The sequence below is a fragment of the Rahnella sp. AA genome (genome assembly GCF_002834385.1).
GTDB lineage: Bacteria > Pseudomonadota > Gammaproteobacteria > Enterobacterales > Enterobacteriaceae > Rahnella.
The window spans coordinates 327068-340835 of record NZ_PITQ01000007.1; the positions used below are offsets into that span (position 1 = coordinate 327068).

Genomic DNA, 13768 nt, shown 5'->3' on the forward strand with positions numbered 1-13768 from the left:
TATTCTTTAATTGATCTAATACGTCAACACTCAGGACATTTTAAAAAATATAATTCATTGAATTTATGTATAAATTTTTATTTCCCTGGTTTTTGTATCTATGGGCGGTTTTTGAGCGCCCGCTGGCGATCCACAGTTATTGACAGAACTCCAAGGTGAGCAGCAGGGCGGTTTTACGCGGTCGGGCTGCCGGCAACGGACAATTCGCCACTGTTCTGTGTGCGTCAGAAAAATATGAGAAGCACCGAGATGTGGTGCGTAAATACCAATGACTTTGTTACGGGGTTCATCGTAAGCATTCCGTTCTTCACTCAGTTCACGTGCCACGCGGACTGTTTGCTCTTTCCTGCGGGCATGTATCCCGCCTTGTGCGAGAATGTAACTGGCGAAATCCCCCCGATCGGCGGCTGAGCGAACGTCTTCCACCCGATGATCAAACTGGTCTGCCAGGTTCTGGCTTCTGATCCGGCGACATTCGCGCCAGGCACCGACTGAAGGAATCCCTATGGCGTGAAATTGCGGGATTCGCCATGTTGATGCCCAGGCCGTGACGGCAGCAGCGACATCTGTCAGAAGACGTCCTGAATCAAAATCGGTTTCGCCATCCAGCGCGTAGCCATCAATATTTTTCGCCACGTATTTAGCGATATAACCGGCAGCGCCACCGCGGTTAAGCGGCTTACAATGAAAACGCGATTCAGCGGCGCCAGCTTCGTCCGGATCTTCTTCAAGCGCATATTTGCGCATGACATCAACCACTTTCTGTCGTTGAGCTCGTGGTGTAAACAGCATCATATGCCAGTGCGGCGTACCGTCGTGATGAGGTTCTACGACACGCACGCCGTAAACTTTCAGGCTCCGGTCTTTAAAGGTCGTGCGGATTTTTGCCCAGACGGCGACCAGATAGCGTTGCGCATCTTTTGGCGTAAGGGCGTGCTGATCCCACTTCTGATTAAAAAACGGGGCTGAGTGCGCACCGGTTGTCCGAAGAGGATGATATTTAGAGGGGGTTGTTAAGGTGATAAATAATCCGCAATCCTGGTGCTGGTTAGCCACTTCCTCAACACCAGCGATAAGCGTCATCAGCTCCATCCGGCGGAGTTTGGGATTAGACAGGCTGGCTAATACGGTGTCCAGCAAACGGAGTCTTTCACCAGATTCCACATTTTCCAGGTCGCATTGTTTCAGATAATTGAGCGCGGACAACCGGCGGGACATGACATCCCGTATGGCATTTTTGCTGGCATAAGGAGAGACAGAACGGCTTACGTAGCCACAGGCGATCATCAGCGCCTCACGCCACAGGCGTTGCTGCGAACGCAGTCGCCTTTCCCACCATTCACCGCTGACCAGGCGTGAAATACTGGCAACGACAGCTTCTGCCGTTATCCGACCTTTTTCCCAGGCATTCACGTAAAGAGGTTGAACATGGCATGAGCGCACCATCGCGGCGAGATTGCCGTATATCTCACTCTGCGTTTTGTCATTGAGCAGAATGCCCGGATCTTCAGGTGTATTTTTCAGCCATCGCTCACACTGATATTCATAGGCATCCTGCATATGAACCGCCAGTTTATTGGCCAGGCGCCTCAGGTTATCATCATTGAGATCAGGCAAGCGGTTAAACATTTCCTCTTCAGCAAGTAGCTTTTGCGAGATCTGAAGGTTGAGTTGGTATCGTGCGCTAACCTGCCGGATGCGCGGCCACAGACGTTGCATGAATACCGTCATCAGAAAATGAAAAGCAGCACGAACACCTTTGGTTTCCAGAAGATAGTCATAACGCTGGTGCAAGGGTGCACGCAGACAACGTGGCAAAGTCGCTATCAGTGAAAGGGCGGATTGCTGGCGCTGGCAGAAGTCGCGGGTCAGCGGTTTTTCGCGCGGATCGGACAGCGCAGGGCGTGGAGCATTCCACCACCACTGACCGTTGAATGATGTTGCGCTTTTACGGCGAAAATCAGGCGGCGGCGAAGGGGCTGCCCGGCCCCTGATATTATCTGGCATAGTTATTATTCCGGAAAAATAGAATAGAATGTTTTTCCAGAAATTTTTTATTTCCAGAATTTTTTCTGCGGTTAATTTTTCAAAAAATTAATTATACAGGGTGATAATTTTTTCTTTTAAGCTCGTTAATTTCCTGACATTCAATACAACGCTGCACGCCGGGAATAATCTTTCTGCGTTGCTCAGGGATCGCCGTATCACAATCCTGGCAAAAGAGCGCTGAAGCGTGGCCTGGTGCTCTGGTTGCCCGCGATATCTGTGCTTCAAGAATTTTGAGCTGATATTCCTGCGATTCATCTATCCAGTCAGCCATCAGTTAAGCTCTCCATTAAATAATGTCGTGAAATGGCGGAGTGATAATAATGCCTGTATAATTTTCAATTGTTCCTCTGATTCTAATTCCGAATATTTAAGTAAAGTATGGCGGCGTTTAAGGCCCGCATGAAAACATAAGGTGATTTTCCATTTTTCCGCTGCCTGATCGAAAATAATCGCGACTTTATTATTACTGTCAGAAAAATAGGTTTCTTTCAGGTGCGCTATCTGGCGAAGACCCGTCTGGCGCTGCTGCTCTGTTCCTAAAAACATTGCGTCTCCTCATTTCACAAACCGGGTACGCGCACTGAGATTGCATTGCAGATTCTCCACGGCGGCGTAAATTTGGTATCATGGCTGTCAGTCGGTACATTACACAATCAATCTAAGCTTGCATTTGCAAGTTGTCAAGATGATATTTACAAGTTCAGGGGTTTTCGCCAGATGCAATTAGATGAACTCGAAGGTGGAAAAGCCGTTCTGACGCGCATGCTTCAGGCTTACGGCTTTAGCATGCAGAAAGAACTGGGTGATCTGTATGGTTTATCATCTGGAACGATAAGTACCTGGGTAAGAAGAAATTATTTCCCCGGCGATGTGGTTGTTGCCTGTGCGCTGGACACCGGTGTTTCATTACGCTGGCTGGCAACGGGTAAAGGCACCATGCAGGATGTGAATGCTTCAGGTTCCTCGGGTGCCGAAAGCGTTGGCCAGCTTAAAAAATTGAGATTGCGCGGTGGTGTGCTCGAAGAAGAAGGCTTCTGGATTGTGGATCCTTCATTGCTGGATGGTTCGTTGTCACAACCCGCTTATATCGTTAAAGGCAATCACTCGTGGATCATTGATTTAGGCAGCACAATTCCGGGCAACGGGCGCTGGCTTCTGAATATCGATGGTGATGTCGATGTCTATGATGTGGCGCGTATCCCGGGTAACCGCATCAAAGTGACGCGTCAGGAGAGCCATTTCGAATGCGGCGTGGAAGAAGTCACGGCATTAGGGCAGGTTTTTATTACGCTGGATCGCAATCTGTAATTCTTCACCCTCAGCAATCCGCCCGGATGCTGAGGGAAATCACGCAAACTTCCCCTTATCTTTCTGACTCCCCTTTATCCTTTCATACTGTGTGTAATTTCTACGGTACAGCAGGCTCAACCCTGAAAGAATTAATGTAAATATAACTTTCCATATTTTGGTTTAATGGCTAGTAATGGTAATTTTAAGTTTACAACTAAGGCTTGATAAGTTTACGCGCTGTGTTAAGGTTGTCCGCAGATGCCTCAATGGCAGCCCATTTTCCTGATAAGCGGAACACCATCATGCAAAAAGATGCCCTGAATAACGTTCATATCACCGCTGAACAAATTTTGATCACACCCGAAGAGCTGAAAAATCGCTTTCCTTTGAGCGTCAGTGATGAAAACAGCATTTCCGAAGCCCGTAAAACCATCGCTGATATTGTGCATGGTCGTGATCCTCGTCTGCTGGTGGTGTGTGGCCCGTGTTCAATTCATGACGTTGACGCGGCGCTCGATTACGCACGTCACCTGAAAACGCTGGCAGCGGAGCTGAGTGATCGTCTGTACATCGTTATGCGTGTTTACTTCGAAAAACCACGCACGACCGTGGGCTGGAAAGGTCTGATCAACGATCCGCATATGGATGGCACTTTTGATGTCGAAGCCGGTTTCCAAATTGCCCGTGATTTGCTGCTGCAATTGGTAGGGTTGGGCTTACCGCTGGCCACTGAAGCGTTGGATCCAAACAGCCCGCAATACTTAGGCGATCTGTTCAGCTGGTCGGCAATCGGTGCGCGCACGACGGAATCGCAGACTCACCGCGAAATGGCATCGGGATTATCCATGCCGGTTGGTTTCAAAAACGGTACCGACGGCAGCCTGGGCACGGCAATCAACGCGATGCGAGCAGCAGAAATGGCGCACCGTTTTGTCGGCATCAATCAGGCCGGGCAGGTTTGTCTGCTGCAGACTCAGGGGAATCCGGACGGTCATGTGATTTTGCGCGGCGGCAAAACGCCAAACTACAGCGCACAAGATGTTCAGGCCTGTGAAAAACAGATGAGCGACGCGGGACTCCATCCTTCCTTGATGATAGATTGCAGTCACGGTAACTCAAACAAAGACTATCGTCGCCAGCCCGTTGTGGCTCAGTCCGTGATTGATCAGATTAAGGCCGGGAACCGCTCTATTACGGGCCTGATGCTGGAAAGTCATCTGAACGAAGGTAGCCAGTCTTCTGAACAACCACGTTCAGCAATGAAATACGGTGTATCGGTGACCGATGCCTGTATCAACTGGGAAACCACGGAAAACCTGTTACGCACCATGCATCAGGAACTGGGTGACGCACTGGCGGCACGAATCGCAGGAGAGTAAGTTTTTATGGTGGCAGAACTTAACGCGTTGCGCGATCAGATCGACGACGTCGATAAAGCGTTGTTGGATCTCTTATCACGGCGTCTGGCGCTGGTGGCAGAAGTCGGGGAAGTCAAAAGCCGTTATGGTTTGCCGATTTATGTGCCTGAACGGGAAGCCGCAATGCTGGCCTCCCGCCGTCAGGAAGCGCAGAACCTCGGGGTTCCGCCGGATCTGATTGAAGATGTATTGCGCCGCGTAATGCGTGAGTCCTACTCAAGCGAAAACGATAAAGGCTTCAAAACGTTGCATCCGGCGCTACGTCCGGTGGTGATTATCGGCGGAAACGGGCAGATGGGGCGTTTATTTACCCGCCTGCTGGAGTTGTCCGGTTATCAGGTCAAGGTTCTGGAGCAGGAAGACTGGCCACAGGCGGAAACATTACTGGCGGATGCCGGTATGGTGATTGTCAGTGTGCCGATTCACCTGACCGAAGAGGTGATTGCGCGTCTGCCAAAACTGCCTGATGACTGTATTTTGGTGGATCTGGCGTCGGTGAAAAACCGTCCGCTTCAGGCTATGCTGGCAGTACACGAAGGCCCGGTTCTTGGCCTGCACCCGATGTTTGGCCCGGATGTCAGCAGCCTGGCAAAACAGGTTGTAGTGTATTGCGATGGCCGCGAACCGCAGGCGTACCAGTGGTTACTGGAGCAGTTGCAGGTGTGGGGGGCGCGGTTGCATAAAATCAGTGCGGTTGAACACGATCAGAACATGGCCTTTATTCAGGCGTTGCGCCACTTTGCGACGTTCGCGTATGGCTTACACCTGTCGGAAGAGAATGTTCAGATTGAGCAATTGCTGGCGCTGTCTTCGCCGATTTACCGCCTTGAGCTGGCGATGGTCGGGCGACTGTTTGCGCAGGATCCTCAGCTTTATGCAGACATTATTATGTCTTCCGAAAGCAATCTGGCTCTGATCAAGCGTTACTATCAGCGTTTTGGTGATGCGCTGGCGCTGCTGGAAAGCGGTGATAAAGACGCGTTTATCAGCAAATTCAGAAAGGTTGAGCACTGGTTTGGCGATTATGCGCCACGCTTCCTGAAAGAAAGCGGTGCGTTATTGCGACAGGCGAACGACAACCGTAAGTAACGGCTGATTCAGTTAAAAAGAAGGGCGCCGCATCATGATGCAGCGCCCTTTTATTTTGGTTCAAATAACCGTTCAGAGATCGACAGACACGACGTTTTCGCTGGGATAACAGCCGAGCACTTTCAGGGAACGTGTGATCGGGGCCAGATCCTTCAGCGCTTTTTTCATCTCTTCCGAACGCAGGTTGGCCTGCACATCGATATAAAACATCTCTTCCCACGGATTGCCGTTAATCGGGCGAGATTCCAGTTTCGTCATGATGATGCCCTGATCGCGCAGGACCAGCAGCGCATTCACCAGCGCACCTGCCTGCTGACCGGTCGCCATGATCAGCGTGGTTTTGGCAGGAACCTGATCGGTCACTTCAATTGCTTTGCGTGCCAGAATAATGAAGCGGGTGATGTTTTCCTTCTGATTCGCCAGATTGTGTTCAAGAACTTGCAGTTTATACAGCGCGCCACCGGCTTCGCTGCCGAGTGCGGCAACGTGCGGGGAATTTGCGGCGGCCACTTTTTCCATGGCAGCAGCGGTGCTTTCGCAATATTCAATTTTCCAGTGCGGGAAGCGGTTGATGAACTGGCTGCATTGCTGGAACGGCTGAGGATGGCTGTAAACCGTCTGGATCTGCGAAAGGTCCGTATCGGTCGCGACCAGAACGCAGTGATCGATAGGGTTAGTCAGTTCGCCGACAATCGACAAGCTGGTGTGTTGCAGCAAATCGTAAACGTCATTGATTGAGCCGGAACTGGTGTTTTCGATAGGCAACACCGCGTAATCCGCCTGACCGGTTTCCACCTGCGAGAAGATATCCTGGAATTTCTGGCAGCCGCATTCGATGAACTGATCGAAATGACGGGCAGCAAACTGACGGGCGGCGAGGTGAGAATAAGAGCCTTTTGGGCCAAGAAACGCGATACGCGCGGAGTCAGAACTGGTTTTATTCAGGTGCTGCTGAAGAAGTGCCTGCTGTGTCAGAACGGAATCTTCGATAATCAGCTGGTAAACACGGGTAATGTAATGCCCGTCCAGCCCCTGTTTTTTCCCTTCCTGAATCAGTGCATTAATCAGTTCTATCTCGCGCTCTTTATCGCGAATAGGGCGGTGAGAGTGCATCTTGGATTGCGCGACTTCAATCGCCATCGAACGTCGTTCTGCCAGCAGGGCCAGCAGTTTCAGATCTAATGCACTGATGCGCTCGCGCAGTGCCAGTAATGAATTCTCAGTCATGTTATTACCCTTTTTGATGTTCTTTCTTTCAGCAAAATTGTGTGAAACGCAGGTATAAAAAAAGCCCCCTTTTCAGGAGGCTTTGTTGTTCGTCTTCGCATTCATTCTTTCGCGACGAAACGCCTCCCAATCAGGGGAAGGTAAAAAAGAATGCGAAGAAAAACAGACGGGTATTCATGTATGTGTTGTTTCCATAAAGTTGAACTGAGTCTTAAAGTAACCGCTGGGTTTTCCCCGTGTCAATAAGGATTTCTTTCAGGTACAAAAAACGCGCTCCTGAGAGCGCGTTGTGAACTGCCTTTCGGATAACCCGGTTATTCCTCTTCCTGCACCGGTTCCAGATTGAGTTCTTTGACGCCGGATTCTGCACGGCGGGCTTCGCCCTTATGCTGCGCTTTGTTGAGCTGGCGCTCAAGTTTGGCGGTCATTTCATTAAGAGCAGCATACATATCATCATGTGTGGCACTTGCAACCAGTGTTCCATTCGGTGTACTGATGGTCGCATCGGCGACAAATCCCTGAGGTCCTTTCGACAGGATTACGTGCGGGTTAATGAGCTGAGTTTGCCATTTATCCAGTTTTTTCAGACGGCCTTCGATGTGTTCACGAATCGCGGCGGTGATGTCCATTTGTTTACTGGTAATGTTGACTGTCATATGACTTACCTCTCTTTTTCCGTCTCCGATGAATCCAACATACCAGTCTTTTTTGTGAAATGCGTGCTCAAATCCACGGTTTTTTGTCACTTTTTGTCAACTTTGAAGATTCTGTGACCCAGGGTAATTTATGGCGGGAAAGGTCTTGAGACTTGCTGCCGGAGCAGGCATGATTGATGGGATCAGTACGCTATTGTTTCGGTTTTTTCCTGTATTTTACCGCGCAATTTTTTATCCTTTCTGTTTTCACTCCCCCAAAAAAGAGCCAAAAAAAACGGCAGCCTGAGCTACCGTTTGTGTACGGACATGTAAAATTACGCTGCGCTATTGGCGGCAATAATTTTCGCTACTTTATCAGCCTGGTTGTTCAGCTGCAGTTCGCGATAAGCACTTTCCATCATCGGCAGCGCATCATGCGTTGCTTTTGTATCCGGGTAGTCTTTCAGCATTTGCTCTACACGGTTAACGACAGCGACGTAAGCACCACGTTTAGTGTAGTATTGCACCACTGACAGCTCGTATTTCGCTAAACGATCTTTCAGGAAGACCAAACGTTTCGTCGCATCAGTGGCGTACTGGCTGTTCGGATACGAGTGGATCAACTGACTGAAATCACGGAATGCTGCACGTGCATGCTGTGGATCGCGGTCTGAACGATCAACACCAAAGAATCCTTGCAGTGCACTGTCATCCAACGCCATATCTGTTAAGCCACGCATATACATGACGTAGTCGATATTTGGATGGGTTGGGTTCAGACGCATAAAGCGATCAATAGAAGCCTGAGCCATTGGCAAGTCAGCAGACTTGTAATAGGCATAAATCAGATCTAACTGAACTTGCTGCGAGTAAGGCCCAAACGGATAGCGGTTATCCAGCGCTTCTAATTGCGCAATAGCGCCTTTAAAGTTACCGTCCTGCAGCTTTTGCTGGGCAGTGGCATAAAGGACGTTAGGCGGGTTATCGGGAACCGTTTCTTTGGAACTGGAGCAACCGACCAGCGCCAGGCTCAACGTGGCTGCTGCCACCAGATATTTCACACGCGTCATGACGTTTTGATTATCCTCAGGTGTTATTCTGGGAGACTGTCCGTTAAGCTCCCGACAAAGACCAGCTACAATAGCACATTATTTTAAACGGCATCGCCGTGAAAACCCAACGTTAACCAAGAAGCTGCATATGGCACAACAAGTACAACTCACCGCAACGGTGGCCGAATCTCAACTCGGTCAACGGTTAGATCAGGCTTTGGCCGAATTGTTCCCTGATTATTCAAGATCTCGCATAAAAGATTGGATCCTTGAAGACAGGGTCACGGTCAATGGCAAAAAAGTGACCAAACCAAAAGAAAAAGTGTTGGGTGGCGAGGCTATCGCAATCGATGCGCAAATTGAAGAAGAAGCGCGTTGGCTGCCACAAGATATCGCACTTGATATCGTGTATGAAGATAACGATATTTTAGTCATCAATAAACCCCGTGATCTGGTTGTTCATCCAGGTGCAGGGAATCCTGATGGCACGGTGCTGAATGCGCTGCTGCATTACTACCCGGCCATTATCGATGTTCCACGTTGTGGCATTGTTCACCGTCTCGATAAAGATACCACCGGCTTGATGGTGGTTGCGAAGTCGGTTCCTGCACAAACGCATTTGGTGACTGCACTTCAGGCTCGTGAAATTACGCGTGAATATGAAGCGGTTGCGATTGGTACAATGACGGCAGGCGGCACAGTGAATGAGCCGATTGCGCGCCATTCCACCAAGCGTACGCACATGGCGGTTCATCCGACGGGTAAACCGGCGACAACGCACTATCGCATCATGGAGCATTTCCGTGCTCACACGCGTTTGCGTTTGCGTCTGGAATCTGGCCGTACGCACCAGATTCGTGTGCATATGGCACATATTAACCATCCCCTGTTGGGTGATCAGCTTTATGGTGGACGCCCGCGCCTGCCAAAAGGTGCCTCCGAATCGTTCATTAATATGCTGCGTGGATTCGATCGTCAGGCTCTTCACGCAACTATGCTGCGCCTTTATCATCCGGTATCAGGTATTCAGATGGAATGGCATGCTCCCATTCCTCAGGATATGGTCGACCTGATCAATGCGCTGAAAGCGGATACCGAAGAATTCAAGGATCAGATGAACTGGTAATGAGCCTGCTTATTCAGCCTCAGTGGCCGCAACCGGCAACGGTGCGGTCATGCGCGACTACCCGTGAAGGCGGCATCAGCTTGCCGCCTTATGGTTCGCTTAATCTCGGCAACCATGTCGGGGATTCCCCTGAACATGTTGTGGCCAATCGTCAGCATCTGGCTGAACTCGCCGGTTTACCTGCTGCGCCGCATTGGCTGGAGCAGGTTCATGGGACCGATGTGGTTCAGCTGACGCGGCAAACGCCTTCACTTCCTGCTTTAATTGCTGATGCGGCTTATTCCTGTGAGCCGGGCGTGGTATGCGCCGCAATGACGGCTGACTGCCTGCCGGTGCTTTTTTGTAATCAGGCGGGTGATGAAGTGGCCGCAGCGCATGCGGGCTGGCGCGGATTGTGTGCAGGTGTGTTGGAAAATACGGTATCCCGTTTTGTATCCAGCCCGGACAAAATCATGGCCTGGCTCGGGCCAGCCATCGGGCCGTCGTGTTTTGAAGTCGGCGGGGAAGTTCGTGACGCTTTTGTCGCCTTGGATCCGGCATCTTCAGTTGCTTTCACCCCTGCAGGCTCTAAATTTATGGCTGATATCTACCAGTTAGGCCGTTTGCGTTTACAGGCCGTGGGCGTAAGCGCCATCTACGGCGGTGAATATTGCACTGTGACAGACAGCGACAAATTTTACTCTTATCGGCGCGACGGGGTTACCGGACGGCTGGCAAGTTTAATTTGGCTGATATAACCTACCGAATCAAGACGATCCATCGCGCATAACAGCAGTCCTCCGAATATACTGCCAAGATAACCTTGAAAATGTGAGGGTTGACCTCATCTAATCTCCAGTAGCAATTTTGTTCAGTATTGGAGGTGTTATGCGTCTGGATCGTCTTACCAGCAAATTCCAGCTTGCCCTCGCGGATGCTCAGTCTCTCGCGCTTGGGCGCGACAATCAATTTATCGAACCCGTCCATCTCATGAGTGCTTTGCTCACTCAAGAAGGCGGAACCGTGCGTCCTTTATTAACAGCAGCCGGGGTTGATACCCAGAAACTGCGCACGGATGTTGATCAGACTTTGGGGCGTCTGCCGCAAGTTGAAGGTACCGGTGGTGATGTTCAACCATCCCATGAACTGGTACGTGTTTTAAATCTTTGTGACAAATTGGCGCAGCAACGCGCTGATACTTTTATATCTTCAGAGCTCTTCGTTCTGGCCGTTATGAAAGATCGCGGCTCTTTAACAGACCTGTTGAAAGCCAGCGGTGCAACGGCTGAGAAGATTACTGCAGCTATCGATCAAATGCGTGGAGGTGAGAAAGTGGATGACCAGAATGCCGAAGACCAGCGTCAGGCATTGAAGAAATTCACTATCGATCTGACCGAGCGTGCCGAACAGGGCAAACTGGACCCGGTCATCGGTCGTGATGAGGAAATTCGCCGGACTATTCAGGTTCTGCAGCGTCGTACCAAAAACAACCCGGTTCTTATCGGTGAACCTGGCGTCGGTAAAACAGCAATTGCTGAAGGCTTGGCACAGCGCATTATTAACGGTGAAGTGCCGGAAGGTCTGAAAAATAAACGCGTGCTTTCATTAGATATGGGCGCGCTTGTGGCTGGTGCGAAATATCGTGGTGAATTTGAAGAACGTCTGAAAGGCCTGTTGAGCGATCTGGCAAAACAGGAAGGGAACGTCATTCTGTTCATCGACGAATTGCACACAATGGTCGGTGCAGGTAAAGCCGACGGTGCGATGGATGCCGGCAACATGCTGAAACCGGCGCTGGCGCGTGGTGAACTTCACTGTGTGGGGGCGACGACGTTAAATGAATACCGCCAGTTCATCGAAAAAGATGCTGCGTTAGAGCGTCGTTTCCAGAAAGTGTTTGTGGCCGAACCTTCTGTCGAAGACACGATTGCGATTTTGCGTGGGCTCAAAGAACGCTACGAACTGCATCACCATGTGCAAATTACCGATCCGGCGATCGTCGCGGCTGCTACTTTGTCGCACCGTTACATTTCGGACCGTCAGTTGCCGGATAAAGCAATCGACCTTATAGATGAAGCGGCATCCAGCATTCGTATGCAAATGGACTCTAAACCTGAGTCTCTGGATCGTCTCGACCGCCGTATCATCCAGCTTAAACTGGAACAGCAGGCGCTGAAGAAAGAGTCTGACGATGCCAGTGTTAAGCGTCTTGAAATGCTGGAAACCGAACTGAGTCAGAAAGAGCGTGAATATTCTGAGCTTGAAGAAGAGTGGAAAGCAGAAAAAGCGTCACTGACCGGTACGCAGAATATTAAAGCCGAACTTGAGCAGGCCAAGATTACGCTTGAGCAGGCTCGACGTGTAGGTGACTTGGGCCGGATGTCAGAATTGCAGTACGGGAAAATTCCTGAACTGGAAAAACAGCTGGCTGCGGCGACCCAGGCCGAAGGCAAAACCATGAAGCTGCTGCGCAACCGCGTAACAGATGTGGAAATCGCCGACGTACTGGCGCGCTGGACCGGGATTCCGGTGGCACGCATGCTGGAAAGTGAACGTGAAAAACTGCTGCGGATGGAAGAAGAGCTGCATAACCGGGTGATCGGTCAGAACGAAGCGGTGGAAGCGGTATCGAATGCTATCCGTCGTAGCCGTGCCGGGTTGTCAGATCCAAACCGTCCGATCGGGTCATTCCTGTTCCTCGGGCCGACCGGTGTCGGTAAAACGGAACTGTGTAAGGCGCTGGCGACATTCCTGTTTAACAGTGATGACGCGATGGTCCGTATCGATATGTCAGAGTTTATGGAGAAGCACTCGGTGTCACGTCTGGTCGGTGCGCCTCCGGGCTATGTCGGTTATGAAGAAGGCGGCTACCTGACCGAAGCTGTGCGTCGCCGTCCTTATTCCGTCATCTTATTAGATGAAGTGGAAAAAGCGCATCCGGATGTCTTCAACATCTTATTGCAGGTGTTGGACGATGGTCGTCTGACCGACGGGCAGGGCAGAACGGTCGACTTCCGTAATACGGTAGTGATCATGACTTCTAACCTGGGCTCCGACATTATCCAGCAGCATTTTGGTGAAGCCAGCTATGCGCAGATGAAAGAATCCGTCATGGAAGTGGTGACACACAGCTTCCGTCCGGAATTCATCAACCGTATAGATGAAGTTGTTGTGTTCCATCCACTGGGTCATGCGCATATCAAGAATATCGCGAAGATTCAGTTGGAGCGTTTGTATAAACGTCTGGAAGAACACGGCTATTCAGCAACGCTGACCGATGCCGCGCTTGAACTGCTTGGCAATACCGGGTTTGACCCTGTTTATGGTGCGCGTCCATTGAAACGTGCCATCCAGCAGGAGATTGAAAACCCGCTGGCGCAGCAAATCTTGTCAGGTAAGCTGATTCCAGGTAAGCCAATTACTGTTGATGTGGAAGATGATCACATTGTCGCAAGACAGTAATCCGTAGTGTAGAAAGCCAATTACGGGCTCCAAAGCGATTTGGAGCCCGTTTTTTATTCATTCATTGAGCGTAATTAACGCATTCGATGTTTTTCTGAACGGTTGATAAAATAATTGAAATTAGGGGTTGCGGCCTGCTGAGAACTCCCTATAATGCCGCTCCATCGACAGGGAACAACGTGAACAACATCACGAAGTAACCGGGTCGGAAAGATTAAAAACAGCGGCAACCGGATGAAATAAACGGTTGACACTGAATGAGGAAAGCGTAATATACGCCACCTCGAGTTAGCAAGCGAAAGCGCGTAACTCACTGCTCTTTAACAATTTATCAGACAATCTGTGTGGGCACTCACAAGACGATATCAGCCACTTCGGTGGCAAAAAATATCAAGTCTTAAAGAGTGACCAAGCAGTAATTCATTTAGGTGACTTGTTCAC

13 protein-coding genes and 1 other annotated feature are annotated in these 13768 nt (G+C 50.2%); of the genes, 6 read left to right on the plus strand and 7 right to left on the minus strand.

Annotation, left to right across the window (positions count from 1 at the left end; genetic code table 11):
• Window positions 1-63 precede the first annotated feature (63 nt).
• The 3 genes from CWS43_RS18290 to CWS43_RS18300 form a co-directional block, all read right to left on the minus strand.
• Complete coding sequence (locus tag CWS43_RS18290; protein ID WP_101078501.1) at window positions 64-2007, minus strand: replication endonuclease; 1944 nt, start codon at window positions 2005-2007, stop codon at window positions 64-66.
• A gap of 91 nt (window positions 2008-2098) precedes the next feature.
• Window positions 2099-2320 (minus strand): TraR/DksA C4-type zinc finger protein, encoded by a 222-nt coding sequence (locus CWS43_RS18295; protein WP_101078502.1) that lies wholly within the window; start codon window positions 2318-2320, stop codon window positions 2099-2101.
• Window positions 2320-2595 (minus strand): DUF5347 family protein, encoded by a 276-nt coding sequence (locus CWS43_RS18300; RefSeq protein ID WP_101078503.1) that lies wholly within the window; start codon window positions 2593-2595, stop codon window positions 2320-2322. The genes CWS43_RS18295 and CWS43_RS18300 overlap by 1 nt, the downstream gene beginning before the upstream one ends.
• A gap of 171 nt (window positions 2596-2766) precedes the next feature.
• On the opposite strand from CWS43_RS18300, the gene CWS43_RS18305 reads away from it, so the two are divergent.
• The 3 genes from CWS43_RS18305 (at window position 2767) to tyrA (ending at window position 5846) form a co-directional block, all read left to right on the plus strand.
• Window positions 2767-3357 (plus strand): phage repressor protein CI, encoded by a 591-nt coding sequence (locus CWS43_RS18305; protein WP_101078504.1) that lies wholly within the window; start codon window positions 2767-2769, stop codon window positions 3355-3357.
• 284 nt (window positions 3358-3641) lie between these two features.
• Entirely contained in the window at window positions 3642-4718 is a 1077-nt protein-coding gene (locus tag CWS43_RS18310) for a 3-deoxy-7-phosphoheptulonate synthase (protein ID WP_101078505.1), read from the plus strand.
• Between the two features lie 6 nt (window positions 4719-4724).
• Complete coding sequence (gene tyrA, locus CWS43_RS18315; protein WP_101078506.1) at window positions 4725-5846, plus strand: bifunctional chorismate mutase/prephenate dehydrogenase; 1122 nt, start codon at window positions 4725-4727, stop codon at window positions 5844-5846.
• 72 nt (window positions 5847-5918) lie between these two features.
• On the opposite strand, the gene pheA is transcribed toward tyrA, so the two are convergent.
• From pheA to bamD, 4 genes are all read right to left on the minus strand, one after another.
• Window positions 5919-7073, minus strand: coding sequence for a bifunctional chorismate mutase/prephenate dehydratase (gene pheA / locus CWS43_RS18320; RefSeq protein WP_101078507.1), 1155 nt, complete (start codon window positions 7071-7073; stop codon window positions 5919-5921).
• A 54-nt stretch (window positions 7074-7127) separates the two neighbouring features.
• Window positions 7128-7252, minus strand: a sequence feature (Phe leader region).
• The gene (locus CWS43_RS27800) at window positions 7204-7251 is read right to left on the minus strand and encodes a hypothetical protein (protein ID WP_369794779.1); all 48 of its coding nucleotides are present in this window, start codon (window positions 7249-7251) and stop codon (window positions 7204-7206) included. Its footprint overlaps the feature before it by 48 nt.
• A gap of 135 nt (window positions 7253-7387) precedes the next feature.
• Window positions 7388-7729 (minus strand): ribosome-associated translation inhibitor RaiA, encoded by a 342-nt coding sequence (gene raiA, locus CWS43_RS18325; protein ID WP_101078508.1) that lies wholly within the window; start codon window positions 7727-7729, stop codon window positions 7388-7390.
• A gap of 314 nt (window positions 7730-8043) precedes the next feature.
• The gene (gene bamD / locus CWS43_RS18330) at window positions 8044-8778 is read right to left on the minus strand and encodes an outer membrane protein assembly factor BamD (RefSeq protein WP_101078509.1); all 735 of its coding nucleotides are present in this window, start codon (window positions 8776-8778) and stop codon (window positions 8044-8046) included.
• Window positions 8779-8908: 130 nt separating this feature from the next.
• On the opposite strand from bamD, the gene rluD reads away from it, so the two are divergent.
• From rluD to clpB, 3 genes are all read left to right on the plus strand, one after another.
• Window positions 8909-9886, plus strand: a complete 978-nt coding sequence (gene rluD / locus CWS43_RS18340; RefSeq protein WP_101078510.1) for a 23S rRNA pseudouridine(1911/1915/1917) synthase RluD — start codon at window positions 8909-8911, stop codon at window positions 9884-9886.
• Window positions 9886-10623, plus strand: coding sequence for a purine nucleoside phosphorylase YfiH (gene yfiH / locus CWS43_RS18345; protein WP_101078511.1), 738 nt, complete (start codon window positions 9886-9888; stop codon window positions 10621-10623). Before rluD ends, yfiH begins: the two co-directional genes overlap by 1 nt.
• Window positions 10624-10753: 130 nt before the next feature.
• Entirely contained in the window at window positions 10754-13327 is a 2574-nt protein-coding gene (gene clpB, locus CWS43_RS18350; RefSeq protein ID WP_101078512.1) for an ATP-dependent chaperone ClpB, read from the plus strand.
• The last annotated feature ends 441 nt before the right edge of the window (window positions 13328-13768 follow it).

Bases quoted from the DNA above. Each gene is read 5' to 3' on its own strand.
- CWS43_RS18290 (WP_101078501.1), bottom strand. From the start codon at position 2,007: ATGCCAGATAATATCAGGGGCCGGGCAGCCCCTTCGCCGCCGCCTGAT.
- CWS43_RS18295 (WP_101078502.1), bottom strand. From the start codon at position 2,320: ATGGCTGACTGGATAGATGAATCGCAGGAATATCAGCTCAAAATTCTT.
- CWS43_RS18300 (WP_101078503.1), bottom strand. From the start codon at position 2,595: ATGTTTTTAGGAACAGAGCAGCAGCGCCAGACGGGTCTTCGCCAGATA.
- CWS43_RS18305 (WP_101078504.1), top strand. From the start codon at position 2,767: ATGCAATTAGATGAACTCGAAGGTGGAAAAGCCGTTCTGACGCGCATG.
- CWS43_RS18310 (WP_101078505.1), top strand. From the start codon at position 3,642: ATGCAAAAAGATGCCCTGAATAACGTTCATATCACCGCTGAACAAATT.
- tyrA (WP_101078506.1), top strand. From the start codon at position 4,725: ATGGTGGCAGAACTTAACGCGTTGCGCGATCAGATCGACGACGTCGAT.
- pheA (WP_101078507.1), bottom strand. From the start codon at position 7,073: ATGACTGAGAATTCATTACTGGCACTGCGCGAGCGCATCAGTGCATTA.
- raiA (WP_101078508.1), bottom strand. From the start codon at position 7,729: ATGACAGTCAACATTACCAGTAAACAAATGGACATCACCGCCGCGATT.
- bamD (WP_101078509.1), bottom strand. From the start codon at position 8,778: ATGACGCGTGTGAAATATCTGGTGGCAGCAGCCACGTTGAGCCTGGCG.
- rluD (WP_101078510.1), top strand. From the start codon at position 8,909: ATGGCACAACAAGTACAACTCACCGCAACGGTGGCCGAATCTCAACTC.
- yfiH (WP_101078511.1), top strand. From the start codon at position 9,886: ATGAGCCTGCTTATTCAGCCTCAGTGGCCGCAACCGGCAACGGTGCGG.
- clpB (WP_101078512.1), top strand. From the start codon at position 10,754: ATGCGTCTGGATCGTCTTACCAGCAAATTCCAGCTTGCCCTCGCGGAT.